The organism is Caballeronia fortuita (genome assembly GCF_001544835.2).
GTDB classification, from domain to species: Bacteria; Pseudomonadota; Gammaproteobacteria; order Burkholderiales; family Burkholderiaceae; genus Caballeronia; species Caballeronia fortuita.
In genome coordinates this window covers 387,102-412,961 of sequence record NZ_FCNX02000003.1, presented here as the reverse complement: position 1 = coordinate 412,961, position 25,860 = coordinate 387,102, and the positions used below count along the sequence as shown (strand labels likewise).

The window sequence follows — 25,860 nt, the reverse complement described above, 5'->3', positions numbered from 1 at the left end:
TTGCGTCAGTGCGTGGCGACGCTATCGAGTCCCGTCGATTTCACTTCTGCCTGCACGCCCGGTGACGCAAGATACTCGAGGAGCGCCACGTGTCGCGCAGCGCGGACATACCGCGCACGAGGTTCGGGCCGCCGCGTCCGAGGATGACATAGAGCGGCGTGGGTCCGTGCTCGCGGAAGTGCTCGCGCAGCGCATCGGCCATCGCGCGCAGGGTTTCGATAATGTCGGTGTTATTGGACTTGCCACCGATGATGAACAGCACGTTCGACTGCTTCAGCCAGTGCCGGAAACAGATGCGCGCCACTTCCTTCATCTTTTCGTAGGGAGGATCGCCGCCGACATCCGACGAGATGATCGCCGCATCGCCGAGCATTTCCGTGACGAGCGAGTTCGCGCCCCATCGACTCGCTGCGGCAGTTGCGAGATGCACCGCGGCCGTAGACGCGCTTGAAAGCGGCGGCAGAATTGAAGTAGCGAGGCGGGTTACGCGAGATAGGCGTCGATGACTCTTGATAGCAGCCCTGAACGGACGTGCACTGGGGATGCAGCGAAACGCTGCTCTGCGCTTCGTGCCTGTCTCCGACGCGTTCTCTTTGACGAACGTCTTCAGACCAGATACTTGCGCAAGAATGTCGAAACAAGAAGTGCAATTTTCTGAAGCATTGATGTTCAAACGTTACCAGTGCGGAAAACCCGTCTTCGAATCTGCGAGTCGGTCGCTCACGCTCCGCATGTGCGCGGCATGACTGCGTGCCTCGTACTCATCAGGCATCCTTCGACACAACGGAGCCTAAAAATAACGGTCTGCCTTTAGCTCCGAAAGGGAAGCGTTCGGCATTGAACCTCGTGACGTTGCGTTCTAAGACGAGCGTTGTGCTTCAGAACCCGATTCGAAGCGGCTCCGGATGGTCTCGCGTAATAACGAGTTTCGCGGCGGGCGCGTATCCACTTTCCATGATCGGGCTGTCGAATTGACGGCAGGTGGAACCGTCGGGATCCAGTCCCGAGCGCGCCACCAAGGACTGCTCGGGCCCAGCGGGTGCAAAGTACACGGTCACCTCGCTGCCGCGCCGAAACGGAATCGAGATGCGTGGTCCCCATGCGGATTCGATGATCGGATCGCCGCTGCAATCCGTCGATCCGAATACCCCCGCCGATACGGCAAGCCATTGGAAATCGGTCGCTGAGAAGTGATAGCTCGTATCCTGGACTCGCGTGAGCGGCACGACCGTGGTCGCGTGATCGACCGTGAACGCCACGCCGTTTTGCGCACTGAAACTCGTGAGATCGCCGATAACGCGACCGTTAGCATCGAACACCTTCACGGCGCGACGCTCCGCATGACGCTCATGATCCTCAGCGCCGGACGCGCCGGCGAAGCACACCAGCAGTATGGCGAACAGACAGCGCTTCATATTTACCTCCGTCGGCACGAGCATGACGTCAATAGACGATGTGCAGCGGTTCGGGATGCCGCTCCGACAACGGATAGCTGCTTCTCACTGCCCAGTACAGTGCGCCCTCGTCGAATGACGTCGCGCTGCACGACGTCGCGCCGGTGCTGTCGGTCTGGCGCAGCGAATACACGTGCACGTTTCCGGAATAACCGTTCACTGCGGTATAAACCGTCACGTCGACGCCCGTTCTGACCGCAATCGCCGGAGTCGGACTCCCCGAGTACGGCACGAGTACGCCGCCGCTGCAATCGGTCGATGCATAGCCCACGGATGAATCAGCGACCCACGTGTATTCGGACGCAGAGTATTGCAACGGACCGACGAGTTTGTGATCGACCATCATAAAGACCGGTTCACCATCGATCGCGATATACACACCGTTCACGCCGCTGAAATACTCGAGCGGCCCGACCGCCCTTCCCTGTGCGTCATACACCATCGGCAGACGCGCTTCGTCGTGTGAATCGCGCTCCCCCGCAAACGTCACGCTCGCTCCGATGACGAGCAGCGCAAGGAGGACTCGGCACATGAACGTCTCCGTCGATTGAATGGATCAGTAGTGGATGGTCAGCGGCTCGGGATAGTGCGCCGACAGCGGATACGTCGTTTCGGACCGAAACGCGGGCACGGGCGCGGTCGACGGCGGCACATGACCGATAACAGGCGGCGGCGTGCAGTGTGTCCCGTCGGAAACGGCGACGATCTTAGCCGGAGCCGAAACGGTATCGCCTGCGATCAGCAGTGTGACCTCGGTGCCCGTTCTCGTCGCGATGGATGGCCGTGGGCCGCTGCCCGGCGAAATGATTGGCGAATCGCTGCAGTCGGTAGTCGAGTAGTTGAACGGCCCGAACGTCCACCATTGAAACTTGGAGGAGTCAATGTGGTTCGGATCGATACGCAGCCAGGTCACTGCAGCGAAGACGGTCGCGCCGTTGATGGAGAGATATACGCCGTCATAGCCATGATAGGAAGCGAGCCGGCCAACGAGCTTGCCTTGCGCATCGAACACTTCCAGGGCACGATGATCCTGGTGCCGGCGCCAATCTTGTGCGTCGTCTGCATGAGCAAGAAGCGACGTTGGGCTCATGACCAAGGCGAGCATGAGCAGTAACCAGCAACGCATGTGCGCCTCCTTCGACCGACCGCGCCGTCAAGGCCCCCGGATCGAACCTGTCTGCTCAATGAGGATAGGCTCGCGACGTCCGTATATCAAGACCGAAAGTCGTTCATTGCGACACCTTCGGGGTCGAGCCGATCTGCAAGGTCTTGCGGCTTGCGCCGTCAGGCTATCGACGTCATGCCGCGCAGCTTCGTGCTCCGGCGCGACGCTCTGTTCGCGCGATCCGCTAAATGCACCTGAACAGGCGCTTTACGTACGGCGCCCAAGCAACGACAGAAGGCTGAACTGCTTCATCGTCGCGCCTGCAAAGCGCGCGAATCCGTCGAGTTGGCAACGCTGGAGTGGGTAGCCTCGTTCAATCATAATCGGTTAATGGAACCCATAGGCTATATTCCGCCCGATGAAGCTGAGGCAAGTTACTATCGGCAACTCGAAATGGCTGCCGCTGAACCGCATTGAATTGAATCTACCAGCCTTCACGACTCGCGGGGCGGTTCGGATCAATGGCATCGTGATTATTCGTTTGCGCCGATGAGTGTGTTCGTCGCAACCTACTATTTCCCGCGATGCTCCGCGCCTATAGTCAGTCCAACCCGACGCAACCGATGTCAATGGTTACGGGAGCCGGTAACCCTTCGACTGAACAGCGCTTAAGAACAGGCGTGCTGCGGTCAAACATACAGTTAAGGACTGACATGACGAAACTACGCGGAAAGATAGCCGTAATCACGGGCGGAAACAGCGGCATGGGCCTGGCAACGGCCCAACTCTTTGCTAAGGAAGGAGCGAAGGTCATCATCACGGGGCGCCGCCAGAAGGAGCTCGACGAAGCAGTGGAAAGCATCGGTGCCGACGCGGAAGGCGTGCTGGGCGATGTCTCCAAGCTGTCGGATCTGGACAGCCTTCACGACCACGTGAAAGCGAAATACGGCCGAGTGGATGTCATCTTCGCGAACGCAGGCTTGGGGTCACTCACACCGGTCGATCAGGTCACGGAAGCGCAATTCGATGAAACCTTCAACGTCAACGTGAAGGGTACTTACTTCACGGTGCAGAAGCTACTTCCGCTAGTGCCAGACGGTGGATCGATCATTTTGAACGCATCGATTGCATCGTCCACAGGTATGGAAGCGTTCAGCGTTTATTCCGCCACTAAAGCTGCGGTGCGTTCGTTGGCGCGGACGTTGACGGCCGATCTCAAGGCACGCAAAATTCGTGTCAATGCGATCAGCCCGGGACCTATAGATACACCGATCTTCGGCAAGACCGGGCTGACCGACGAACAGATCGAAGGCTTCAAGGCGGGCATTGCTTCGCAGGTGCCGCTAGGCCGCATCGGTCTCTCGGAAGAAATCGCCAAGCCGGCGTTGTTCCTTGCATCCGACGATAGCAGCTATATCTCGGGTATTGAGCTAACCGTCGATGGCGGTATGGCACAAGTCTAGGAGAACGCGGGAGGTGGGCGGCATCGGCTTTAGTCGGCTAGGCCGTTGAAAAGCGCCGCGCGCGGCTCATCAAGACTTTGCTGGAAGGTGCGGTGCCGCCCGTCGAATGACGCGGGCAGCCGACACAAAGACCGCTCTCAAACGGGAACATCGGACGCGGTTCTCTTCCTGCCACTATCCGCACGCAGGCTGTCGTACTCCTCCTGACTGATCGGCGCGGCATCTCGCTGTCCGAGCGCGTTGACGGGCAGCCGATAGGTCTCGCGCGCCGTCCATGCGCCTAAGGCCCCGATGCCGCAGACGGTCAGCGTGATCGTCCCTACGATCAACGGAATGTGCTGTGTACCAGGCGGCACGGCGGCCGCGATGAACGCCGGCAGGATCGCGGTGACGGCCGTGCCGATGTTCTGGCCTATCGCCATTGCGGTAACCCGGATACGCGTCGGGAACAGTTCAGGCATGAAGCTCGGATAGACCGCGTTGAAGCACTGATACACCACGCCCCACATCACGATCGCGATGACGATCGCCAGCATGGCATTGTGCAGACTGATCGCATAGAGATACGCATAAGACAGCAAACCCGAAGCAAGCGCGCCGAATATGATGAGCGGCCGGCGTCCCCATCGATCGGACAGACTGCCGGCAAGGGGAATGAAGAACATCGCCGTGAGATTGGCGAGCAGCGGGATCCAGAGAAAGAAGCTTTTCGAAAGACCGATACCGTAAGCGGGCTGCACCGCATAGGCCGCGCCGAAGATCGAAGTCACCGCAAGGATGATCGCAATCAATGCGATGGCAGCGATGCGGACAATATCCCGCCAGCCATCGCGCAATGCTTCCTTGACGGGCGACGCCGGAATCTGCCGATGCTGCGCTTCATCGACGAAAGCCGGCGTCTCCGACACTTTGCGCCTAATCACATAACCGGCTACGAGCACGAGCACACTCAGCAGGAACGGTACGCGCCAGCCCCACGCCAGGAACTGCTCTTCGGGCAGATAGTAAGCGAGCGGCATGAAAATGGCCGCCGCGAACACCTGGCCGGCGGTCACGCCCTGCATCGCGTAACTCGCAAAGTAGCCGCGGCGGCCGAGCGGCGAATGCTCCAGCACGAGGGAACTGGAACCGGAGATTTCCCCGGCGACCGCAAAGCCCTGGATGAGCCGCAAGATCACGAGCAGGATCGGCGCTGCGAATCCCACTTGCGCAAATGTTGGCAGAAAACCCACAGCGAGCGTCGACAATCCCATCATGAACATGCAGGTCAGAAGCAGGTTTTTGCGGCCATGCGTATCGCCACGACGGCCGAGCACAAATGCGCCGACCGGGCGTGCGAGATAACCGACGCCATAAGTCGCGAGCGACGCGGCGATCGCAACGCGACTGTCTCCGGACGGAAAGAAGAGTTGCGGAAAGACCAGTGCAGCGGCCTGCGCGTAAATGAAGTAGTCGTAGTACTCCAGCGCGGAGCCGATCCACGCGCTCGCGGTGGCGGTTCGTGCCTGATTATCGCTCTGCTGATGCGTTGCTGCCATTTCGTCTCCTGCGTGTGTCTAGTCGATGGTCGCGAACATGGCTCGCGTAGCGTAGCGCCGCGCGCTCAGTACGTCGCGCGGCCCCCTGACAGGTCGAAGGTGAAGCCGGTCGTGAAGCTGCATTCGTCGCTCGCGATCCAGGCCACCATCGCGGCAATTTCAGGCACGGTCAGAAATCGCCCCATCGGAATGCGCGCTTTGCTGCTCTCGATGTGCTCCTGCGTCATCTCCCGGAAAAGATCCGTTTCGGTAATTGCAGGCGCGATGGCATTGACCGTGACGCCCGTTCCGGCCAGCTCGCGCGCGATCGATTTCGTCAGGCCGATGACGCCCGCCTTCGCTGCGGCATAAGCGCAAATGTTCGGATGCCCTTCCTTGCCGACGATCGACGCCACGTTGACGATCCGTCCCGCGCCGCGCCCGCGCATGTGTGGCACGGCGAGGCGGCAGGTGTGGAAAACGCTGTTCAGATCGACGGCGAGAACGCGGTTCCATACGTCGACCGGATAGTCCTGGATCGGCACGACCGGTCCATTGATCCCGGCGTTGTTCACGAGGATGTCGACATGTCCGAACGACCTGAGCGTGGCAGCGAACGCGGCCTCGACGGAACGGGCATCCGCAAGATCGACGGCCAGCACCAGGTCCGCGAACGACTCGCCGCCTGTTTCGAGCGATGAACAATCGATGTCCCAGCAGGCGATCCGGCAGCCTTCGTCCGCGAGACGCTCAGCGATACCACGGCCGATGCCGCGCGCGGCGCCCGTCACGATGGCCGTGCGTGTTTCGAATCTTCGTTTCTCTAGCGGTTGCGTTTCCATATCCTTTTGTTCCTCCATGTCACCTGGTTCCACGATAGAAACCAGACTTTGGCTCGTCAACAGCCACTTCGCCGGTCATTCCCATACGGGAACGAATTAGGGAATGTCCCGGTTCACTGCAAAAACCGCTTGACCAGGTGCGTCTGTACGTACCAACATGGAAACGAATTTCCGAGTGTGAACAAGGAGAACCGATAGATGGAACAGGCGATGATTGATCGATTGATGATCCGCGAGACGATCGAAAACTGGGCGGTATGGCGAGATGCCGGAGACTGGGAGCGTTTCGCGACGCTCTGGCATCCGGACGGCCGCATGATGGCGACGTGGTTCCAGGGAAGCGGTCGTGAGTTCATCGAAGTGACGAAGGCCGGTTGGGCGAACGGCGTGAGCATCCTGCATTTTCTGGGCGGCGCGTCGATCGAAGTGAACGGCTCGCGTGCCGTCGCACAGACGAAGATGACCATTTCGCAGCGTGGAGAAGTCGAAGGCACGTTATGCGACGTCGTGTGCACCGGCCGCTTCTACGACTTCCTGGAGAAGGTCGACGACCGATGGCTGCTGCTGCTTCGCCAGCCCATCTACGAAAAGGACCGGCTGGATACTGTCAGTCCGGACGCCCGTCCCGTTCTCGATGCGGCGCTGCTGGCCGAGTTTCCAGCTGGTTATCGGCATCTCGCGTACATGCAGACCCGTATCGGCTACAAGGTCAAACGCGACATGCCGACGCTGACGGGCCCGGAAGTCGAAGCGCTCTATGCGCGCGGCCGCCAGTATCTGCAAAGCGGGGCGCTGTGATGGAGGACGTCTCGCCGATACGCTTCGATTACCATGCGCTGCCTTCGCGCGTGCTGTTCGGCGCGGGCAGGCGTCGAGAAACGCCTGAAGTCGCGCGGCAACTGGGTTGCACGCTTCCGTTGATCGTCTGTACGCCGGAGCAGCAGGTTTTGGCTGACGCCATCGCGTCGTTGTTCGCGGGATCGTCGACTCATATCTTTTCCGAGGCCGCGATGCACACGCCATGGGATGTGACATCGCGTGCACTCATGGTCGCGCGGGAAGTTCGTGCCGACTGCCTGATAGCCGTGGGCGGCGGCTCGGCAATCGGCCTCGCGAAAGCGCTTGCACTCCGCACCGGCCTGCCGCAAATCGCGCTGCCCACTACGTACGCCGGCTCTGAGGTGACACCGATCATCGGCGAAACACAGGACGGGGAGAAACGCACGCGTCGTACGCTCGACGTGTTGCCGGAGGCCGTGATCTACGATGTCGAACTCACCCTGACGCTGCCGGCGCGCTTGTCGGCAACGAGCGGTCTGAACGCGATAGCTCACGCGGTGGAAGCGCTCTACTCCGTCGACGCCAATCCAGTCACATCGATCATGGCGGAACAGGGTATCGCGGCCCTCGCCGCCGCGTTGCCCGAGATTCTCGCCAATCCCGCGAGTCATGATGCGCGCAGCCACGCACAATACGGCGCGTGGTTGTGCGGAACATGCCTCGGCTCCGTCGGCATGGCGCTGCATCACAAAGTCTGTCATGTGCTCGGCGGCACCTTCGATCTGCCGCACGCGGACACGCATGCGATCATGCTTGCGCACGTCGTCGCTTATCAGGCTGGCGCGGCGCCTCATGCGATGCGCCGCATCGCACGCGCGCTTGGCGCCGATGACGCATGGACCGGATTGCAAGCGCTCGCAGCCAGGCTGCATGTTCCGCAGTCTCTTGCCGAGATCCGCATGCCGCACGAGGGCATCGGGCGCGCGGCCGAACTGGTGCTGCAGGAGACCTATGCGAATCCGCGCACGCCGGACTATCAGTCGATCAGGGCAATGCTCGAAAGAGCATGGCGCGGCACAGCACCACAACCCGATCCGCTGTAAGGAACACGCAATGCGCAACTTCAACGAAGACAACATCACCGCAGCGGTCATCGAGCGTCTTGCGGGAAGCAAGAGCAAGCGCGTGCACCAGATCAGCGACGCGCTGGTTCGTCATCTGCATGCGTTCGTCAAAGAGATCGAGCCGACCGAAGACGAATGGGCCGCTGCGATTCGCTTTCTTACGCAGACGGGACAGATGTGCACCGACACCCGGCAGGAATTCATTCTGTTATCCGACACGCTCGGTGTATCGATGCTGGTGGACGCGATCAATCATCGCTATCCCGGCGACGCGACGCAAACCACGGTGCTCGGCCCGTTCTATATCGAAGAAGCGGTTACGCTGCCGCTCGGCGCCTCGATCGCAGAAGGCGCGCCGGGCGAACCTCTGCTGGTGGAAGGCACCGTACGCGATCTGAATGGGAAAGCGATCGCAGGCGCGCTGGTGGAGACGTGGCATGCGGACAGTCAAGGATTCTATGACGTGCAGAAGGCGGCGGGCAAGGCGGACCGGCACATGCGCGCGCGCTTCCTGACCGATCCGGATGGCGCATTCTGGTATCGCTCGATCGTGCCCGCAGCCTATCCGATCCCGAGTGACGGCCCCGTTGGCCGAATGCTCGCCGCGCAAGGACGACACCCTTACCGCCCGGCCCACGTGCACTTCCGCGTCAGTGCGCCCGGCTTTCAGACGCTCGTTACGCATGTGTTCCTGAGCGGCGACATCTACCTGGATTCGGACGTCGTGTTCGGCGTGAAGGACGCACTGATCGAGCCCTTGGTGCCGCTGGAACCGGGCCTGAGTCCGGCCGGACATCGCGTCGACGTTTCGAGTGCCCTGCTTGCCTATGATTTCGTGCTGCCGCTGCAGAACTGATCGCTCTGCGCCGCGAGACTTTCTTTGCGTTATGGACGCGTTCCCATGTATGAACTGTCGTTGCATCATCTAACTATCCTCGATGCGCATCCGCTGCAACTCGTCGATGCGGCCGCCGCTGCGGGATTTGAATATTGCGGTTTGCGATTGGTCGCGCCTACCGCCGCCGATTCGATCGTGGACGTCGCGAACGATCCCGCGCTCATCCGCGCGTTACGCACGCGACTCGACGCAACGGGCGTCAGGCTGCTGGATATCGAGGCCATCTGGCTGAGTCCGCAGACGGATGTCGCGTCACTGCTGCCTGCTCTCGAAGCGGGTCGCATGCTCGGTGCGCGGCACGTGCTCTGTGTCGGCAACGACACCGAACGCGATCGCCTCCGGGACAACTTCAGCCGTCTATGCGAAGCGGCGGACGGCTTTGACCTTTCTGTCGGACTCGAAGCGATCACGTACTGCGCGGTCGGTACGCCCACCGACGCGCTCGACCTCGTGCGAGCCAGCGGACGGCCGAACGCGCGCATACTCATCGACGCACTGCAGTTTTTTCGTTCGGGTGCGACGTGCGAGGAGATCGATGTGATCGACCCGGCGCTGATCGAATACATTCAGATCTGCGATGCACCGAGCCTCGCACCGCAGTCTCTCGAAGCACGGCGACAGGAAGCGAGAACAGCCCGGCTGCTGCCCGGCGACGGTGAATTACCGCTGCGCGAACTGCTGTCTAAACTGCGGCCAGATCTTCCACTCGCTGTCGAAGCACCGACGCTCGCGCTACGCGGCCTGCCGTTCGACGAACAGGCGAGACGCATCCATGCGCGCATGCGGACGTTCCTCGATGGCCCAGCATCCTGATGCTAGTATGTTTCCATACGTAAACAGGAGCCGGACATGTTGTTGGAAGACGAATCAAATGGAGTGGTGAAGTCGGCGGATCGCGTGCTCGACGTGATCGAGTTGCTCGCGAGATGGGGACGCGAAATGTCCCACACGGAAATTGCGGAAGCGCTGGACATACCGAAAAGTTCGCTGACCAAGCTGCTCAAGAACCTCACGGCTCGTGGCTTTGTCGAATTCGTCCCCGTCACCAAGGGTTATCGGCTCGGCGAAGCGCTGATCCGGCTTTCACAACAGTCCACGCATAGCCGCTCGCTCGTCAGTTGCGCGCAGCCGGCGCTGGCGGAAGTTACACAGAAGACGCTGGAGTCGTGCGCGCTCAATCAACTCAAGGGCGATCAGGTTGAGGTCGTCGCGACGGTGACCAGCCCGCAGCGGTTGGTGTCGCATCTGCGGCTCGGCGACCTTGCGCCGCTTTATGCGGTGTCGGGTGGGAAAGTTATCCTCGCGTTCCTTCCGGATCAGATGCGCAGCGAGTACATCAAGACCGTGAAAATGCAGGCCATCACACCCAAGACAATCACGGTAAAGAAGGCGCTGCTCGCACAGATCGAAACGATCCGGCAGACCGGAGTCGCGTATTCGATGGACGAATACACGCCAGGCATCGTCGGCGTGGGCGTGCCGGTGTTGTCGTCGTCGGGCTTTCCGCTCGGATCGCTGAACGTCGCGATTCCGTCGGTGCGATATTCGGAACGTGTCGGCGCACGGGCCGTCACCGTTCTCCAGGCCGCCGCGGAACGCGTGCGCCGAGATTACATCGCCGCCAACGAACATACCCGGTAAGCCCACTGATACATGTTCAGCGGCCGGCCTTTTTGCGTCCGCCACGAGCTTGATCGCGATTCTCTGAACTTCTCGTAATAGGATACCGAACGTAATGCACGCGCGAACTGCAGAGCCGAAGGGAACCGTCAAGTTTCCTCAGGTAGGAGTCGGAGCCGGGAGCCTCGCGAACGCCGCGGGCGAGCAGGCGTTCTTCGACATGATTCACGCCGCGTGGGCGAACGGCGTTCGATATTTCGATACCTCGGCGGCTTATCTTGGCGGTGAGAGCGAGCAGCGGCTTGGCTCGGCGCTGGCAGCGTATCCGCGAGACGAGTTGCATGTATCGACCAAGCTCGGCAGGTACTTGAGCCGGCCCGGTGCGAGCTCTTTGCCCGGCGGCAGCGACTTCTATCTGGACTACACGTACGACACGACGCTCCGATCGGTAGAGCGCAGTCTCTCGCGACTCAAGGTCGATCGTCTCGATGCGGTTTTTATCCACGATCTCGATCCTGGCTTTGCGCGGACGGCGTATCGCAAGGAACTCAAGACGGCCGTCGAAGGTGCGTTTCCGGCGTTGCAGCGACTCAAGGATGAGAAAGTAGTCGGCGCGATAGGTGTCGCCAGTATGAACTGGCAGGCCTGTCTGGACTTCGCCGAGCTGGCCGACGTCGATCTCGTCATGCCCGCGGGAGAGTACTCGTTGCTTCGGACGCGCAGCACCGCCTTGCTGGAGCATTGCGCCGAGAAAGGCATAGACTGGATCGCAGCGTCGCCATTCAACTCGGGCATTCTCGCGACCGGCTCGCGTCCCGACGCCTTCTACAACATGCGGCCCGCGACACAGGAAGTCCTGTTGCAAACGGCGGGACTAGAACGCATTTGCCGGCGCCATGACGTGTCGCTGGCTACTGCTGCCCTGCATTTTCCGCTGCGGCATCCGGCGGTAAACACCATCGTTTTCGGCGCGAAAACCGCAGACGAATTCAACGAGTCTTTCGCGCGTCTCGCTGAAACCCCATCCGATCAGTTCTGGCAGGAAATCGATGCATTTCTGGTCGAGACGAAGGATTGGGAAAAGCATGATTGAGTGGGTATTGGCCCAAGCAATCACCAACGCATCGAGCATACGTGCGGCCTAGTTCACGCAGGACTTCGCCAGAAGAATGTTGAGTTGACGACTGGACTGCCGGCCTTTCGGTTCGTTTCACCGAACGATGCTGCTGCTCGAACTCGTGCTCCTGAATGACGGCGCGTTGGCTAGCGTGCATTCTCATCGAGCACGAGAAGGTTGTCGTGAGAAAACCCGAGCGCAACCGGCTGTCCGCATTCCGGCAGAATCCTGTTGGGGTCGTTGAAGACATCGAGCGAGACGACCGCGTTGCTGACCCGCGCGCGAATGCGAACCACGGCGCCCAGAAAGCTGATCTGCTCGACGGTGGCGGCGAGCGAATTCCGCCCGTTCGACGGCGGCTCCAGCATGATCGCTTCGGGGCGCAGCGCCAGCAATCGTTCCTTGCCGGCATCATCCGGCGGCAGCGGGCGCGACGTCACGAGTTCCTGGCCATCGACCGCGATGCGCCCGCTTCCGGGATCGATCACGCGCCCGGCCAGAATGTTAAGCGTCCCGACGAACGATGCGACGAAGCGCGTGCGCGGAAAATTGTAGATGTCGAGCGGCGAGCCGATCTGTTCGACGCGCCCGTCGTTCATCACCACGATACGGTCGGAAATCGACAACGCTTCTTCCTGATCGTGCGTGACGAAAATCGATGTAATGCCTAGCTCACGCTGCAGCGCACGAATGTCCTCGCGCAACGACACGCGGATTTTCGCGTCGAGCGCGGACAACGGTTCGTCCAGCAACAGCACTTGCGGCTTGCTCGCGAGCGCGCGCGCCAGCGCCACGCGCTGTTGCTGACCGCCCGACAATTGCCACGGATAGCGCGCGGCGAGTTGCGGCAGCTTGATGAGTTCGAGCATCTCGGACACGCGCGCGTCGATCTCCTTCTGCGAACGCTTCGCCACCTTCAACCCAAAGCCGATGTTCTGCGCCACCGTCATGTTCGGGAAGAGCGCATACGCCTGAAAGACCATGCCGACGGCGCGATCGCGCGTACGCATGTGCGTGACGTTGCGTCCATTCAGACGGATCGTGCCGCGCGTGGGCGTCTCGAATCCGGCAATCATGCGCAGCACCGTCGTCTTGCCGCAACCCGACGGACCGAGAAACGTGATGATTTCGCCCTGCTCGATCGTCATATCGAACCGATGCAGCGCGACGTTCGGCCCGAACGTTTTGTGAAGGTCGTCGATTTCGAGAAATGGCATAGGTCGCGGCCTCGTCGGTTCAGGTTTTGTGGCCGGCCAGTGCGCGCGCCGATCCGAACACCTGGATCAGGCCCATCGATGCCCATGTGACGACGAACGCGATGATCGCCAGCGCCGAAGGTTCGTATGCGCGATTCGCGCCGATCAGTTGCAGATAAGGTCCGAACGCCGGACGGTCCAGCAGGCTCGCGATCGTGAATTCGCCGATCACGACGGCGAACGTCAGGAACGCACCGGACAGAATCCCCGAGCGCACGTTGGGAAAGATCACGCGGAAAAGGATCGTCGTCCAGCCGGCGCCGAGACATTCGGCGGCTTCGGTCAGCGAGCGGACGTCGACGGCGCGCATGCCCGCATCGACGGCACGGTACATGTACGGCAACGACAACGTGACGTAGCCGAAGACGAGCAGCAGATCGGTCGCACGCTCGTTGGCGGTGAGCGGCAGGACGGAGCTGCTGTTATAGATGCGCAGATAACCGAAGACGATCACGATGGCCGGTATCACGAGCGGCAGCAAGGTGATGAACTCGACGACCGGCCGCAGCCTTGGCAGACGCAGTTGCACCCAATACGCGGTTGGAACGACGAGCAGCACGCCGATCACGATGGTGAGCAAGCCCATCAGCACCGAGTAGCCGAACGACGCCTGAAAACGCGGATCGCCCAGAACCACCCGATACGCGTCGAAACTGTAAGTGTCGCGGCGCATCCGCAGGCTGAACTCGAAGGTGGCCGCGAGCGGAATCAGAAAATACAGCGTGCCGACGATCATCGCGATCCAGGCGCCCGCGCGCGATTGCGTCTTCATGCGCGTCTTCATGCGCGTCCCCTTTCGGCTCTCGCGCGCAACCAGATGTAGCCGCCGTTCGACAAGCCCGTGACCACGATCATGCCGAGCGCGAGCGCATAACCGAGGTTCTGGTTATGCAGCACGTCGCCGCGAATCTGCGCGTACAGCAGGATCGGCACGATGTTGAGCGAACTGCCCGTCAGCGCATAGGCCGTGGCCACTGCGCCGAACGCGTTGGCGAAGAGAAGCAGCGCCGCGCCGAGAAGGCTCGGCCACAGGACCGGCAAACCGACGTATCGCCAGTACTGCGCGGCCGTGCCGCCTAGACAGTCGCACGCTTCGCGCCACTCGCGTTTGAGACCGTCGAGCGCGGGCGTGATGATGAGAACCATCAACGGAATCTGGAAGTACAGGTAGGTAATGGTCAGTCCGACGAAGCTGAGGATGCTGAAGCCGGTGGAATAGAGATTGAAGCCGAGGTACTTGCGCGCCAGCACCGTCACGAGGCCCACGCGTCCCAGCGTGCAGATGAATGCGAACGCGAGCGGCACGCCCGCGAAGTTGGACGCGACGCCCGAGAATGTCATGAGCGTCGGACGAACCCACGCCGGCAGCCGGCCATGCACCGCTGCCCAGGCAAGCAACGCGCCGAAGAGCGTTCCGCCGGCGGCGGATGCCACGCTCACCCTCACGCTGATCCAGTACGCATCGAGCACGGCGGGCTGAAACAGTTCGCGAAGATTCGCCAGCGTGAAGCGTCCCTGCGCATCCTGAAACGCGCCGATCATCAGAAAAGCGGTGGGCAACAACAGGAAGAGCAGCGCGAACGCAAAGAAGGGCGCGACGCCCGCATAGGTGAGCCAGCCCGCGCTACGGCTCGCGCGAGTCGGACCGGACTGCGGCGCGGGCGCGGCCGGCGTCAGCAGATCCGGGCCGGAAGCGCCTGGCTGCGGAGATGCGCTCATTCAGGCGAACTCGCGGCTACTTCACGTTCGCGCCGACGACCTGATTCCAGTCTTTGGTGACGGCGTCCTTCGTGGCGTTTTGCTGATCGAGCGTCGGGAACACTGCGTTGCTGTAAGCCGATGCCGGCGGCAGCTTCGCGAGCAGCGCCTGCGGCACCTTCTTCTGCGCGACCAGCTCGTTATAGCGCATCGGATGGCAATATCCGGCCAGCCAGCCGAGTTGCCCTTCGTCGGAGTAAAGGAATTCCATCCACAATTTCGCGGCGTTCGGGTGCGGTGCGTACGCGCTGATCGCCTGCACATAGACGCCCGCGACGACGCCCGTTTTCGGCACGATCACTTGTACTTTCGGATTGCCTTTGAGCGTGTCGCGATCGGCAAGCGCGTTGTAATCCCAGCGCACGATGATCGGCGTCGTACCTTGCGCAAGCGACGCCGCCTTGCCGATCACCGGCACGAAGTTGCCGCTCTTGTTCAGATCGGCGAAAAACTTGAGGCCCGCCTGGTCGGCCTTCGACGCGTCGCCCTTCGTCTGCGAAAGGCCCGCCGCATAGACAGCCTGAATCGCCTGATTGGCCGAACGCGGGTCGCCCGCGAGCGAGACCGCGTTGCGATAGTCGGATTTAAGCAGATCGCCCCAGTCGGACGGCGGCTTGTCGATCATGTCCGCGTTGACTTCGAACGCGAGCACGCCGTAGTAGTCGCCGTACCAGTAGCCTTCCGAATCCTTCGACGCGGCCGGGATCGAATCCCACGTCGATACCTTGTAAGGCTGCAACAAGCCTTCTTTCTTCGCGGAGGGACCGAACGACAGGCCGACGTCGATGACATCCGGCGCTTGCGGACCCTTGTTGCCCTTGTTTGCCTTGATCGCTTCGATCTCGTCGCCCGAGCCCGCATCCGGATTCAGTTCGTTGACGTGGATGCCGTACTTCTTCTGGAACGCGTCGATCAGCGCGCCGTATCCGCACCAGTCGTGCGGCAACGCGATGGTGGTCAACTGCCCTTCCTGCTTCGCCGCGGCCACGAGCGCCTCGGATGGCGCGGCCGATGCGGCGTCGATGCCGCCCGCCGCGAGTCCCGCTGCCGTGGAGATCGAAAAGAGACGGCCCGCCCAGATACGCTTCATCGTCATCGCTGTTTCCGAAAGGAAGGTAGTGCGTTGAAGAGAACCGCCAATTGCTGATGCAGGCTAGTTTCAAATCCTCAAATTTGCAAGCTGCCAAAAAAGTACAACTTCCGCTTTTGGCGGATGTAAGCTGAACAGCAGCGTGCCAGCGCAATTCTCATTGTTGCTTCCACAATCCGAGCATTTCCTATGTGGCAGAAAGACCGTCATCAGCGCATACGCGCGCTTCTGTCGATGCTCGGCCGTGTCTCGAACGAGAGGATCATGGCGGAGCTTTCCGTGTCGCGCGAAACGGTGCGCCGCGACTTGCTCGATCTGGAACAGGCGGGTGCGTTGCGGCGCGTGCATGGAGGCGCCGTGCTGTCGAGCGACGAGGCGCCTATCGCCGAACGCGCCCGCGCGAACGTGCGCGCGAAGTCGGCCATTGCGCGGGCGGCAATCGGCATCGTTCACGCCGGGCAAACCGTATTCGTCGATGCGGGAACCACGACCGCCATTCTCGCGGACGAGCTGGCGAAGCTCGCCAATCTCACCATCGTCACGAATTCTGTCGACGTCGCGCTGCGGTTGCGCGGCACATCCGGACCTCATGAGCGCGTGCGCGCGATGAACGAAGTCATCCTGCTCGGCGGCATGCTCAGCGAGCGGGCCGCGGCCACCACGGGCGCGACGACCGTGCTCGACATCCGTCGATACCGCGCTGACCTGGCGATGCTCTCGCCTGTCGGCATCGATCAGCGGCACGGGGCGAGCAACTTCGATCGTGCGGAAGCCGAGATTGCGCGGGCGATGGTCGAGAATGCGGACCGCGTCGCGATCCTCGCCGATCACAGCAAGATCGGCCAGCGCAGCCGCATCACGTTCTGCGCGCCTCGCGACATCGACGTTCTGGTGACCGATCGCAAGTCCGGCGAGGCCGCGGATCTGCGGGCGCTAAAGAAGACCGTGGGCGACCTGGTGCTTGCGTAAGCTGCGTCATTCCTTGACGTGCAGCGTATCGAGCGAGCGCTTGCGCAGACGCGTGTCATGTAGCGCGCCCGCCGCATCGAGCACGGGATACGCCGTCGAACAGAAGAGCGAATTCAACCGCTTCATATTGCCGATGAGATCAAGGTGCAGCGCGCTGGTTTCCACGCTGCGCGAGCTTTGTCCCGCCAGCCGGTCCAGATGTTTGTGCGAGTAGGCACGCTCCAGATCGCGAAAGCGTTCCTTCTCGGCCAGCAACTGCTCGGCGCATCGCAGATCGTTGTTGAGAAACACGGACAGTCCAAGCCGCAGATTGCTGACGAGCCGCGCATGCAGATCGTCGAGTTCGCCGAGGCCCTGTTCCGAGAACGCGAGCCGCTGCGAGATTTTCTTCTCTTCAATGTCGCTTACGATTCGCTCGATAATGTCTCCCGCATGTTCCAGATTGATCGTCAGCGAAATGATGTCCGTCCAGCGACGGCTTTCTGCCTCGTCGAGCTGCTCGCGGGAGATCAGCGTCAGATAGCTTTTCACTTCCGCATAGAGCTGGTCGACGTCGTCGTCCATGCGCATCGTCTGCCGCGCGACGGCGAGATCATTGCGTCTGAGCAGATCGGAGACGTGATCGAGCATGACGCGCACGATGTCGCCGATGCGAAGCACTTCACGCGAAGCATTCGCGAGCGCCAGGCTGGGCGTCACGAGGCCAGCGGGATCGAGATACAGCGGACGCAGCTCGCCGGTTGCCACGGTGCGATCGGGCAGCAAACGCCGGCTGATTGCCGCGACCCGTTCGACGAGCGAGAGGCACGCGCAGCAGCGCACGGTGTTGTAAATCACATGGAAACCGACTATGGCTTCGCGCGGATTGGCGATCAGAACCGGCAATCCGCGTGCGAGCAGCGATGCGAAAGGAAGAATGATGATCGCACCGGCCAGTTTGAAGGCGAAGCTGCCAGCGGAAAGACGCCGTGCCGCCGCGTTCTGCGGCAGCGCATTCAAGAGGGCCAGGAGTCCGCTGCCCAGATTCGCGCCGACGACCAGACACAAGGCAACCTTCAGCGAGATGACGCCTGACGACGCCAGTGTCGCCGTCAACAGGACTGCGGCGAGGCTCGAATACGAGAGCATCGCGAAACCCGCGCCCACGAGCGCGTCGAGTATCGTGTCGCCCGTCAGCGCGCCGAACATCACTCTGACGCCGGCACCCTGCATCATCGGCTGAGCCGCTTCGACGATCAGATGCAGCGCCAGCAAGATCAAACCCAGTCCGATGACGGTTCGGCCCACCTGCCCCGCCCGCGTCTGCTTGCGGGTGAGGAAAAGCGGCACGCCCAACAGGATCAGGATCGGCGAAAGCCACGACAGATCGAGCGTCAGCACCCGCGCCATCAACGCGGTGCCGACATCCGCGCCGAGCAGAACCGTCAGCCCGGCTGCGAGCGGCACCAGTCCCTGCGCGGCGAACGAAGTGATGATGACAGCTGTGGCGTTGCTACTCTGCACGAGACTCGTCACGCCGATGCCCGCCAGAAACGCGCGCGTCTTGTTGCCGGTGCTGCGCCCGAGAATGGCGCGGAGATCGGCGCCGAGGACCCGGAGAATGCCGGTGCGAACGATATGTGAGCCCCAGACCAGGAGGGCGACGCCGGAGAGCAGATTGAGAAGAAACAGCACGGCGAATCGATTTCCTTTGAATGGACGTCACGCTGACGCCAGGCTGTCGAAAATTGAATTGTGACAGTAGTGTTGCACAATTCCCGCGGTCAATGAGTGAAGTTAGCCCTCCAAGCAACGCGGCGTTGCGTGCATGCCGCAGCTTGCGCATCCGCTCGGAAGAACGGTCGCGCATGGAGACCTCTACGGGATACCTAACCGTATTGAGCGCAGGTTCGATTGCAGATGTTTCGAGCGGCGTGATCGAAACCGGCTCGTCGATGCTGCCGATGCCCGTGCTCGTGCTCGTACAGAGCCCGCAGCACGCCGTCCTTCCCTGCTATTCTTGGTGATCCGCCGCGCCGTCTCTGAGTCTTCCCGATGGCTTCGAACCGTGGGCGCATTACCGGTGCCGAGCGCACTGGCTCTACGATCGAGGTCGGCGCACACGGCACGCTCAAGTGCGTCGCGGACCCGTGGCGCGCCCTAGTCCAGTCGTCGCGCATTCGGCGAGACTACACACCGCCGGCATCCGCACACTCAAACGTTAAGGAGCGTTTGTCAACGCATTCAGGAACGTCGAGATGAATTTCAGGTCCTTGCAGTGCTTCGTCATTCTTGCCGAAGAATTGAACTTCAGCCGCGCGGCCGAACGCCTGCACATCGCGCAGCCCGCGCTGAGTCAGCAGATTCGGCTCCTTGAAGAGCGGCTCGGCACACAGCTCGTCGATCGTGCGAGACGTCCGCTGCGGCTTACCGAGGCGGGCCAATATCTCTGCACCGAAGCTCGCCAGATTCTTGGTTCGTGGGAGCAGGCCAGTGTGGGCGCGCAGGAAATCGGCGTGGGGCGGCGCGGCTGGCTGTCGATCGGCTTCACGCGATCCTCGATGTACAGCATTCTGCCGCCCGCGTTGAAGGCGTTTCATCACTCTTATCCGGAAGTCGAGCTCAAGCTGTTTGAGATGCTGACGGAAGAGCAGACCGACGCACTGCGCGATCTGCGCATTCATGTCGGCATCGGACGGCAGCCGTTGTCAATCGCCGGTTGCACGGCGTACCCGCTGTTGCGTGAACATGTGGTCGCCGTGCTGTCGCCCGATCATCCGCTTGCGCGCAGGAAGAAGGTGAGTATCGCCGAGCTCGGAGATACGCCGCTCATCGTCTATCCGAAGCATCAGAACGCGCAGTTCAAGCGCACGGTGCAGTCTCTCTATCGCGATGCGGGTGTGACGCCCTTCATCGCTCATCAGGCTTACGAAATCCAGACGGCGATCGCGCTCGTCGCGGCGGGGCTTGGCGTGACGTTCGTCGGCGAATCGGTGGCGCGGCACGGACGCGCCGATGTCGTGTTCCGTCAGCTTTCGGGACCCGGCGCGGCGCGCTGGTCGACGCTCGCTGCCACATTCCGCACCGACGATGACTCGGCGCATCTGCGTGCCTTTCTCGGCTGTCTTCCGCCGCCGCTCTCAGACGCCACGCTATAAGGATTACCTTATACAAGCATAAGGAACGCGTCTTGGACGCGAGCCGGCGCGCTACTTATCATCGATTTTAATGTCCGGGGCCGGCATTCCTTGCGCGCAGCCCGATGGACAGACGAGCGGCGCTGGCCGTTTGTAAAGCGAAGCCGCAGAGCCTCGCGATCCGATGAAAAGAACGTGGAGACGGCATGGCCCAATTCAACGAAGCAGCAACCATGCGAAAGGTGTACGGGCGGCTCATGCCCCTGCTCTTCGCGATGATGTTCTTCAACTATCTCGATCGCATCAACATCGGCTTTGCCGCGCTCGACATGAACAAGGCGCTCGGCTTCAGCCCCGCCGTGTTCGGCTTCGCAGGCAGCATCTTCTTCGTCGGCTACATGGTGCTCGAAGTGCCGAGCAATCTGCTGCTGCATCGCGTGGGCGCGCGCCGCTGGATCGCACGTATCCTGCTCACGTGGGGCGCGGTCGCGGCCGTCACCGCATTCGTTTTCGACGACAAAAGCTTCTATTTGCTGCGCTTTCTGCTAGGCGTCATGGAAGCGGGTTTCCTGCCGGGAGTCGCGGTCTATCTGACGAAGTGGTTCCCCGAGCGCTATCGGGCGCGCGCGGTCGGCGGCTACATCATCGCGGGATCGTTTTCCGCCGTGCTCGGCGGCCCGATCTCGACCGCGCTGATGACCTACGCGAACGGCATCCTCGGCCTGCAGGGATGGCAATGGATGTTCATCCTCGAAGGCATTCCGGCCATGCTGCTCGGCCTCGTCACGCTGCGCATCATGACCGAGCGCCCCGCCGACGCCGACTGGCTCGCCGACGACGAAGAGCGCTGGCTCGAAACGACGCTAGCGGCGGAACGCGAAGCGGTCGGCGGCAACGCGCACTTCCCGCTGCTGCGCGTGGCGGGCGATGTCCGCGTATGGTGCCTTGCGTGTCTCTTCGGCTGCGCGCTCGTCGGCATCTACGGGCTCTTTCTGTGGCTACCGCAGATCGTCAAGAGTCTCGGTCATCTGAGCAACATCGAAGTCGGCTTTCTTTCCGCCGCGCCACCGCTTCTCGGCGTGCTCGGCACGTTCATCATCAGCCGCAGTTCGGATCGCACCGGCGACCGCAAGAAGCATCTCGCATTCGTCTACGGCATGAGTGCCCTCGCGATCGCGGGCAGCGCGTATGCGCCGAATCCCGTCATCGCCTACGCGCTGCTATGCGTGACCGGCCTTTTCATCTACGCAGGCAATCCGCTGTTCTGGAGTCTCGCCTCGTCGTTCAGGACCGGCGCGGCGGGCGCGGCGACCATCGCGCTCATCAACACGATCGCGCAGTTCGGCGGCCTCGTCGGGCCGTGGAGCATCGGGCTCGTGCGCAACGCGACGGGTAATTTCAAGCTCGCGCTGCTGACGATCGCGGCGTTCCTCGTCGTCGCGACGATCATCGCGCTCGTCATGCGCGTGAAGCCCGCCGACGACGAAGACGCTTCGCTGCCCGCATCCGATTCGCACGAAGCGGGCGCACAACGACAGGAAAACCACGCATGATCATCGATTGTCACGGTCACTACACGACCTCGCCGCCGCAGCACGAAGCGTGGCGCGCACAGCAGATCGCCGCGCTGAAGGACGGCGCATCGCCGCCGCCGCGCCCCGGCATTACCGACGATGAAATCCGCGAAAGCATCGAGAACGGCCAGCTTCGCATCCAGCGCGAACGCGGCACCGATCTCACGATCTTCTCGCCGCGCGCCGCCGGCATGGGCCATCATCTGGCAACGGCGAAGGCCAACGCGGTCTGGTCGGAAGCATGCAACGACCTCGTGCATCGCGTCGTCGAACTCTTTCCGCGTAATTTCGTCGGCGTCTGTCAGTTGCCGCAAGCGCCGGGCGTCGCGCCCGACAATTGCATCGCCGAACTGCGCCGCTGCGTGAAAGAACTGGGTTTCATCGGCTGCAATCTGAATCCCGATCCTTCGGGCGGGCACTGGTCCGGGCTGCCGCTCACCGACCGCTCGTGGTATCCGCTCTACGAAGCGATGGTCGAACTCGACGTGCCCGCGATGATCCACGTTTCGTCGTCGTGCAATCCCAACTTCCACGCGACCGGCGCGCATTACATCAACGGCGATACATCGGCGTTCATGCAATTGCTGCAAGGCGATCTGTTCGCGGATTTTCCCACGCTCAAGTTCATCATTCCGCACGGCGGCGGCGCGGTGCCGTATCACTGGGGACGGTATCGCGGACTCGCGCAGGACATGAAGCGGCCGCTGCTCACCGAGTATTTGCTGAACAACGTGTTCTTCGATACCTGTGTCTACCATCAGCCGGGCGCGGAGTTGCTCGCCAAGGTGATTCCGGCGAAGAACATCCTGTTCGCGTCGGAGACGATCGGCGCGGTGCAGGGCATCGATCCCGAAACAGGTCACTACTTCGACGACACGCGCCGCTATATCGACGCGATCGAATGGCTCAGCGACGCGGATCGCCAGCGGATTTTCGAGGACAACGCGCGCGCGGTGTATGGACGGCTTTCCGCGCAACTGAAACGGCAACGATCGAACGAAGGAGCGACGGTATGAACCCGGCGGGATGGCGTGAATACGAATCCGCGGCTCAGGCGAGCCCCGCGACGCTCGCCGCGCTGCGCGAGCTTGCGGTATCGCTCCTGAGCGACAACATGGCCCGCGTGAGCGGTACGACCGGACTGCGTCCGTATCACCGGCCGAAACCGATGGCCGGCACCGCGGTCACGGTACGCACGCGCGGCGGCGACAATCTCGCGATCCATCGCGCGTTCGACTACTGCCGCCCCGGGGACGTGCTCGTCATCGACGGCGCCGGCGAGCTCACGCAGGCGCTGATGGGCGACATCATGGCGAGCTTCGCGCAAAGCATCGGCGTGCAGGGTCTCGTCATCGACGGCGCGATCCGCGATGTCGGCGCGCTCGGCCAGCGCGACTTTCCCGTGTATGCGCGCGGCGTCACGCATCGTGGGCCGTACAAGAACGGGCCGGGCGAGATCAACGTGCCGGTGACAGTCGGGGGGATGGTCGTGCATCCGGGCGATATCGTCGTCGGCGATGAGGATGGGGTGCTGGCCATCGCGTCAGCGGATGTCGAAGCGGTGATCGAAGGCGCGCGCAAGCAGGCGGCGAAGGAGGCGGCGGCGCTCAAGTCGATCGCGGAAGGCCGTTTCGATCGTGCGTGGGTCGCGGTTCAGCGCGATCGCATGATGAACGGCTGACGCCTTGCCGAACCGCCGCGAACGCGCGCATGATGGCGCGCTCGCTTCATCGACTGTCTATCTCCATGCCCCACTTTCTCGACGCCGCCGCGCTGACCGACCTTGCACGACGCGCGCAAGCCCGCGCGCCGCAACCCTGCGCGTGCACGAAAACGCCGCTCGATGGCTGGCAATCCCAGCCGCTTTCGCTCGACGAATCGCAATTCCGCCAGATCGGCACGCTGTTGTCGGAGCACGATCCGGAGCCGACTTTCGCCGAATATCTGCCCGGCAAGACGAACTACTGGTCCGCCGATGCGCCGATCGCGCCGCGCTTCTTTCCGTATAACCGCTGCGGCGTGTGGGAATGTTCGTCCTGCGGGCGGCTTTATCTGCGCTACACCGAAGGCGGCGGCTATTTCGTCGACCACAGGATTCGCTCGTTGCGATGGGAGGTGATCGAGGACGTCGCACTCTGAACGCGAGGGCGCTGGAGGAACGAGTTGCATAGCGGACTTCGATTGCTTGACCTGCACGCAGCTGGCCGAGCCCGGCCGGATCCTCTGCGCAGCGCGCGGGCATTCGCCGATGTCAGACGTTCGCGGCCCCTGCCAACGCATGGAGTGTCTTGTCCGGCGACGTCAGGCGACGCTTGACCGCCATGTCCAGTTGATTCGATAACGGCTGTAGAAGCGTTTCGCAGCCGGAGTGGATCGAGCGCGCCACTCGCGCTGGCGAGGTGCGCGCGACCATGAGTGCCGCGCCGGGCATATCGAGCAGATGCCGTTTTGCCTTCCCGACGACCTCATGCGGCAGGTCATCGAACGTCGAATCCGCAATGAAGGTCGCGCTGTTCCGACAGGACGCGTTCCCGCACGTTCATACGACGGTGTTCCTGTGACGCTCGAATACCTCGACTGGATGCCCGGGCTCGTTGGCGTGGTATCGTTCGCGCCACCACGATGCGGCCTGCGCACCGGTAGCGAACCAGACATCGCCATATGCGCGCATCGTCGCGAACAAGTCGCGCAGCACGCCGATGCGCCCCGCCGTCCCGATGATCTCGGGATGCAGCCGCATCAAACGTTAGTGCGCCCCTTCAAAGCGACGGTCCCCTCGCGCCACCCTTAAGACATCGTGCGGCCGCCGGAGCGCCTGCAACCGAATGCGCAGGTTTGCGACATCCTCATGAAGCATCAGCCAACGCCGCTGCTGCGAGCCGCCAAGGAACGGGCCATGCCGACGCTGCCTGGTTTCGACATGCTCCTTCCAGACGCCGCTCTCTCTCGACTTCTTCGGTATAGCGGCAGCCGCAGACGCAGTGCGCGCCGACGACGCGGCATTGAGAATGCCTTATCGTGCTCGAGTCTCTGCTCGGCTAGAGCGCGCGAACGCCGTTCAACAATTCACACGTGAAGGTGTGAACATGACAGCGATCATCGATGCATACGGGACGATGCGACGTAACCTGACGCCAAGGTGCTCGTCGACAAGGACCCCCATTCTCATGCCGGGATTCTCCGCGAAGTGATCCGCTGTTCGCACTGACCTTCCTGAGCTGCGCATCAGGCGCCGGCACTGCGATCCCACGGCGGATCGTCGCCGAAAGCCTGATCGAGATAGTCGACGAAGCGGCGAACTTTGAGTGCGATGCGGCGCGCGCTCGGGTAGACCGCCTGAATCGTAAGGTCATCGGCGCGCAGGTGCGGCAAAAGCTCGATCAACTCACCTCGTTGAAGATCTGGGCCGAACACAAAACTCGGGCCGAACGCAATGCCGGCGCCCGCGACGGCCGAAGCGAGCAGCATCTGCACGTTGTTTGCGGCCATCCTGCAAGGTCCATCGATGACATGCTGCCGCTTCTTCGCGTCGCGCAACGTCCAGTCGCCGGACGACACGGCTTCGCTGAACGCGAGCCGCGGTGCGTCTGCAAGGTCTGCAACCGTGCGCGGCATGCCGTTGACTTTCAGATAGACGGGCGATGCGCACAACACCATGCGACAGCGTGCGATCGGCCGAATGACGAGGTTCGCATCGCTAAGACGCCCAATGCGAATCGCAAGATCGACGCCCGCATCGATCAAGTCGACATAGCGGTCCCCGAGCAGCACGTCAACGTTCACCTGTGGGTGATCGTCGAGATAGCGTGCGACGACCTCGCCGAGGTGCATGGCGCCGAACGTGACCGGCGCCGCGATGCGCAACGTGCCGCGGAGCGTTCCTTGCGCATCACGCGCTTCACGGTTCGCTTCGTCATAGGCCTCCAGGATCCGCTTGCAACGCTCGTAATACCGCTGTCCCGTGTCGGTCAGGCTCAGTCGGCGCGTGGTTCGCTGCAGCAGTCGCGCATTCAACTCGGACTCGATCGCGCTCACGTGCTTGCCGGCCATTGCCGCGGAGACTCCGAAACGCCGCGCGGCTGCCGCGAGACTGCCCTCCTCGACGGCGGCGACGAACACACCCATTCCCGTGAGTCGATCCATCTTCCTGCTCCTATTCGATAACGTGTTTATCGAC

26 protein-coding genes and 3 pseudogenes are annotated in these 25,860 nt (G+C 62.0%); 15 read left to right on the top strand and 14 right to left on the bottom strand.

Features of this window, described 5'->3' with window-relative positions; translation table 11 throughout:
* Positions 1-5: 5 nt before the first annotated feature.
* The 5 genes and pseudogenes from AWB77_RS37415 to AWB77_RS08875 form a co-directional block, all read right to left on the bottom strand.
* Positions 6-86, bottom strand: a pseudogene (locus tag AWB77_RS37415) (substrate-binding domain-containing protein); the annotation flags it as partial.
* Positions 87-88: 2 nt separating this feature from the next.
* A pseudogene (locus tag AWB77_RS08890) lies at positions 89-397 on the bottom strand (ATP citrate lyase citrate-binding domain-containing protein); the annotation flags it as partial.
* Positions 398-878: 481 nt separating this feature from the next.
* Entirely contained in the window at positions 879-1,415 is a 537-nt protein-coding gene (locus tag AWB77_RS08885) for a hypothetical protein (RefSeq protein ID WP_061134106.1), read from the bottom strand.
* Positions 1,416-1,443: 28 nt separating this feature from the next.
* Entirely contained in the window at positions 1,444-1,986 is a 543-nt protein-coding gene (locus AWB77_RS08880) for a hypothetical protein (RefSeq protein WP_061134026.1), read from the bottom strand.
* 24 nt (positions 1,987-2,010) lie between these two features.
* The gene (locus tag AWB77_RS08875; protein WP_061134025.1) at positions 2,011-2,580 is read right to left on the bottom strand and encodes a hypothetical protein; all 570 of its coding nucleotides are present in this window, start codon (positions 2,578-2,580) and stop codon (positions 2,011-2,013) included.
* Positions 2,581-2,853: 273 nt separating this feature from the next.
* Between AWB77_RS08875 and AWB77_RS34290 the strand changes: the two are divergent.
* Positions 2,854-3,036: pseudogene (locus AWB77_RS34290) on the top strand (IS3 family transposase); the annotation flags it as partial.
* Between the two features lie 236 nt (positions 3,037-3,272).
* Positions 3,273-4,022 carry a glucose 1-dehydrogenase gene (locus tag AWB77_RS08870; protein ID WP_061134105.1) on the top strand — a complete coding sequence of 250 codons (750 nt, stop codon included), beginning with the start codon at positions 3,273-3,275 and terminating at the stop codon, positions 4,020-4,022.
* 137 nt (positions 4,023-4,159) lie between these two features.
* On the opposite strand, the gene AWB77_RS08865 is transcribed toward AWB77_RS08870, so the two are convergent.
* Together AWB77_RS08865 and AWB77_RS08860 are read right to left on the bottom strand one after the other, a co-directional pair.
* A complete protein-coding gene (locus tag AWB77_RS08865) occupies positions 4,160-5,560 on the bottom strand; it encodes an MFS transporter (protein WP_061134024.1) in 1,401 nt (466 codons plus the stop codon).
* A 65-nt stretch (positions 5,561-5,625) separates the two neighbouring features.
* Positions 5,626-6,381 (bottom strand): SDR family NAD(P)-dependent oxidoreductase, encoded by a 756-nt coding sequence (locus AWB77_RS08860; protein WP_244158498.1) that lies wholly within the window; start codon positions 6,379-6,381, stop codon positions 5,626-5,628.
* Between the two features lie 210 nt (positions 6,382-6,591).
* On the opposite strand from AWB77_RS08860, the gene AWB77_RS08855 reads away from it, so the two are divergent.
* The 6 genes from AWB77_RS08855 (at position 6,592) to AWB77_RS08830 (ending at position 11,896) form a co-directional block, all read left to right on the top strand.
* Complete coding sequence (locus AWB77_RS08855; RefSeq protein ID WP_244158497.1) at positions 6,592-7,179, top strand: nuclear transport factor 2 family protein; 588 nt, start codon at positions 6,592-6,594, stop codon at positions 7,177-7,179.
* Positions 7,179-8,264 carry a maleylacetate reductase gene (locus AWB77_RS08850; protein ID WP_061134021.1) on the top strand — a complete coding sequence of 362 codons (1,086 nt, stop codon included), beginning with the start codon at positions 7,179-7,181 and terminating at the stop codon, positions 8,262-8,264. Before AWB77_RS08855 ends, AWB77_RS08850 begins: the two co-directional genes overlap by 1 nt.
* Before the next feature lie 10 nt (positions 8,265-8,274).
* Entirely contained in the window at positions 8,275-9,141 is an 867-nt protein-coding gene (locus tag AWB77_RS08845; RefSeq protein WP_061134020.1) for an intradiol ring-cleavage dioxygenase, read from the top strand.
* A 45-nt stretch (positions 9,142-9,186) separates the two neighbouring features.
* Positions 9,187-9,996, top strand: a complete 810-nt coding sequence (locus AWB77_RS08840) for a sugar phosphate isomerase/epimerase family protein (protein WP_061134019.1) — start codon at positions 9,187-9,189, stop codon at positions 9,994-9,996.
* Between the two features lie 36 nt (positions 9,997-10,032).
* Positions 10,033-10,824, top strand: coding sequence for an IclR family transcriptional regulator (locus AWB77_RS08835; protein WP_061134018.1), 792 nt, complete (start codon positions 10,033-10,035; stop codon positions 10,822-10,824).
* A gap of 94 nt (positions 10,825-10,918) precedes the next feature.
* Positions 10,919-11,896, top strand: coding sequence for an aldo/keto reductase (locus tag AWB77_RS08830; protein ID WP_074168863.1), 978 nt, complete (start codon positions 10,919-10,921; stop codon positions 11,894-11,896).
* Between the two features lie 170 nt (positions 11,897-12,066).
* Here the strand turns inward: AWB77_RS08830 and AWB77_RS08825 are convergent, their stop codons facing one another.
* From AWB77_RS08825 to AWB77_RS08810, 4 genes are read right to left on the bottom strand one after another with little or no spacing between them, the layout of a single operon-like run.
* The gene (locus AWB77_RS08825) at positions 12,067-13,137 is read right to left on the bottom strand and encodes an ABC transporter ATP-binding protein (RefSeq protein ID WP_061134016.1); all 1,071 of its coding nucleotides are present in this window, start codon (positions 13,135-13,137) and stop codon (positions 12,067-12,069) included.
* A 19-nt stretch (positions 13,138-13,156) separates the two neighbouring features.
* Positions 13,157-13,948 carry an ABC transporter permease gene (locus AWB77_RS08820; protein ID WP_061134104.1) on the bottom strand — a complete coding sequence of 264 codons (792 nt, stop codon included), beginning with the start codon at positions 13,946-13,948 and terminating at the stop codon, positions 13,157-13,159.
* 8 nt (positions 13,949-13,956) lie between these two features.
* On the bottom strand, positions 13,957-14,895 hold the full coding sequence (locus AWB77_RS08815) for an ABC transporter permease (RefSeq protein WP_061134015.1): 939 nt from the start codon (positions 14,893-14,895) through the stop codon (positions 13,957-13,959).
* 16 nt (positions 14,896-14,911) lie between these two features.
* Positions 14,912-16,030, bottom strand: a complete 1,119-nt coding sequence (locus tag AWB77_RS08810) for an ABC transporter substrate-binding protein (RefSeq protein ID WP_061134014.1) — start codon at positions 16,028-16,030, stop codon at positions 14,912-14,914.
* Between the two features lie 183 nt (positions 16,031-16,213).
* Between AWB77_RS08810 and AWB77_RS08805 the strand changes: the two genes are divergently transcribed.
* The gene (locus AWB77_RS08805) at positions 16,214-16,993 is read left to right on the top strand and encodes a DeoR/GlpR family DNA-binding transcription regulator (protein ID WP_061134013.1); all 780 of its coding nucleotides are present in this window, start codon (positions 16,214-16,216) and stop codon (positions 16,991-16,993) included.
* 6 nt (positions 16,994-16,999) lie between these two features.
* On the opposite strand, the gene AWB77_RS08800 is transcribed toward AWB77_RS08805, so the two are convergent.
* Positions 17,000-18,667, bottom strand: coding sequence for a Na/Pi cotransporter family protein (locus AWB77_RS08800; RefSeq protein ID WP_061134012.1), 1,668 nt, complete (start codon positions 18,665-18,667; stop codon positions 17,000-17,002).
* A 20-nt stretch (positions 18,668-18,687) separates the two neighbouring features.
* Here AWB77_RS08800 and AWB77_RS35680 point away from each other — a divergent pair, with 20 nt between their 5' ends.
* The 6 genes from AWB77_RS35680 (at position 18,688) to AWB77_RS08775 (ending at position 23,822) form a co-directional block, all read left to right on the top strand.
* The gene (locus tag AWB77_RS35680) at positions 18,688-18,999 is read left to right on the top strand and encodes a hypothetical protein (RefSeq protein WP_157694780.1); all 312 of its coding nucleotides are present in this window, start codon (positions 18,688-18,690) and stop codon (positions 18,997-18,999) included.
* Positions 19,000-19,230: 231 nt separating this feature from the next.
* Complete coding sequence (locus AWB77_RS08795) at positions 19,231-20,130, top strand: LysR family transcriptional regulator (protein ID WP_061134011.1); 900 nt, start codon at positions 19,231-19,233, stop codon at positions 20,128-20,130.
* Between the two features lie 185 nt (positions 20,131-20,315).
* Positions 20,316-21,662 carry an MFS transporter gene (locus AWB77_RS08790; RefSeq protein ID WP_061134010.1) on the top strand — a complete coding sequence of 449 codons (1,347 nt, stop codon included), beginning with the start codon at positions 20,316-20,318 and terminating at the stop codon, positions 21,660-21,662.
* On the top strand, positions 21,659-22,699 hold the full coding sequence (locus tag AWB77_RS08785; protein WP_061134009.1) for an amidohydrolase family protein: 1,041 nt from the start codon (positions 21,659-21,661) through the stop codon (positions 22,697-22,699). The genes AWB77_RS08790 and AWB77_RS08785 overlap by 4 nt, the downstream gene beginning before the upstream one ends.
* Positions 22,696-23,364 (top strand): RraA family protein, encoded by a 669-nt coding sequence (locus AWB77_RS08780; RefSeq protein ID WP_061134008.1) that lies wholly within the window; start codon positions 22,696-22,698, stop codon positions 23,362-23,364. Before AWB77_RS08785 ends, AWB77_RS08780 begins: the two co-directional genes overlap by 4 nt.
* Positions 23,365-23,429: 65 nt before the next feature.
* Positions 23,430-23,822 (top strand): hypothetical protein, encoded by a 393-nt coding sequence (locus AWB77_RS08775; RefSeq protein ID WP_061134007.1) that lies wholly within the window; start codon positions 23,430-23,432, stop codon positions 23,820-23,822.
* A gap of 400 nt (positions 23,823-24,222) precedes the next feature.
* Here the strand turns inward: AWB77_RS08775 and AWB77_RS08770 are convergent, their stop codons facing one another.
* Positions 24,223-24,423 carry a hypothetical protein gene (locus AWB77_RS08770; protein WP_061134006.1) on the bottom strand — a complete coding sequence of 67 codons (201 nt, stop codon included), beginning with the start codon at positions 24,421-24,423 and terminating at the stop codon, positions 24,223-24,225.
* A gap of 485 nt (positions 24,424-24,908) precedes the next feature.
* A complete protein-coding gene (locus AWB77_RS08765) occupies positions 24,909-25,826 on the bottom strand; it encodes a LysR family transcriptional regulator (RefSeq protein WP_061134005.1) in 918 nt (305 codons plus the stop codon).
* Positions 25,827-25,860: the final 34 nt, after the last annotated feature.